The following is a 1,244-nucleotide window of genomic DNA, read 5'->3' as shown; positions in this document are numbered from 1 at the left end:
AGTCAGAAAAGGTTCGATAACAATAATGAGATAATTTTTATAAAAAAGAACCTCAAAGAAATACGGGTATTTAGGAGGAGATTTTCTTTTAATTTTTCATATAAAATCGTTTTTCTATGACCAAAAACTCAATACTGTTTTTTACACTTAATCGAGAAAAATTACCTTTTTTAGAACATTTAATGTATAGAAAATACGCCCAAAAACGCATAAATAATATGATTTTTATACAAAATTCTTTTGATTTTTTTATAAAAATAGGGGAGATTTAAACCTTTTTTACTGGTTTGAAATGATTTTTTACAATAGCTCAAGACATTGATTAACAAATTTTTATGTATATTGAAATGTTTTTTAGGATCGTATTTGTTTTAGTTAAAATTGAACAAGTAACAAAAGGTCAGAAAATTATTACAAAAAAAAGTTAAATTTTAGTTTGATATAAACATTTAATTTATAATTTTATGTCTTGGTAAAAAATATATTAACAATATTATTAACAAGCGCCCCAAATCGCAAAGTTAATATAGTATATTCACCTTAATCATAAGTGTGATATCATGAAAAAAAAACTTAACCTCATATCATTAATTGCTATAGTGACAGGCTTTCTATTTTCTTCTTTGAAAGCTAATGCTCAGGATATTGGTGCTCCTTTATTTTCTATTAGCGGATCTACTGCTACAATACTCTGTGTAAATCAAAATACTCCCAATCGAGAAGCTATAGCTAAGGCAAACATTTTATTTGCTACAGGTACAGAATTTGTTTTAGAATTATCCGATGAGAATGGTGTTTTTTCTAATGATGCTACAAGAGTTTTAACACGATTTACTACGCCAATAGCGATTCCTCCAGGAGGAGACATCGAATTTCCTTCTTTTGCTATTCCTACAGATTTACGAGGCGAGAATTATAGTTTACGAGTTAATGTACCGGCAAGTTCTACTTTAAGTGCAGTACAAGAAAATATTCCTATTTACTATTTTGATTTTTCTCAAGGTGTCACGTTAACAGGAGCGAATATCGAAGCTAACACAGTAGCGTTGTGCGTTGGAGAATCGGCAACATTGACAGCCTTACCAGGAGATTTTCCAGAATATATTTGGTCTTTTAATGGTACAGTGGTTCCTGGCGAATCGGGTAATACTCTTGAAAATGTAACCCAAGTAGGAACTTATACAGTTCAAGTCAACTTTGGAAGTTGTAATCCCTCTTTTAACTTTGATACAGCAACAGTAGAA

Annotated in this window: 1 protein-coding gene; it reads left to right on the top strand. The window is 30.1% G+C overall.

The window, feature by feature from the left end; translation table 11 throughout:
- Positions 1–560: 560 nt before the first annotated feature.
- The coding region (locus tag Z053_RS0127320) for a hypothetical protein (protein ID WP_025668147.1) at positions 561–1,244 on the top strand (684 nt) is incomplete at its 3' end.

The organism is Aquimarina megaterium XH134 (assembly GCF_000520975.1).
Classification (GTDB): domain Bacteria; phylum Bacteroidota; class Bacteroidia; order Flavobacteriales; family Flavobacteriaceae; genus Aquimarina; species Aquimarina megaterium.
Note: the sequence above shows the minus strand (reverse complement) of the source record. Positions and strands in the feature narration are given on the sequence as shown.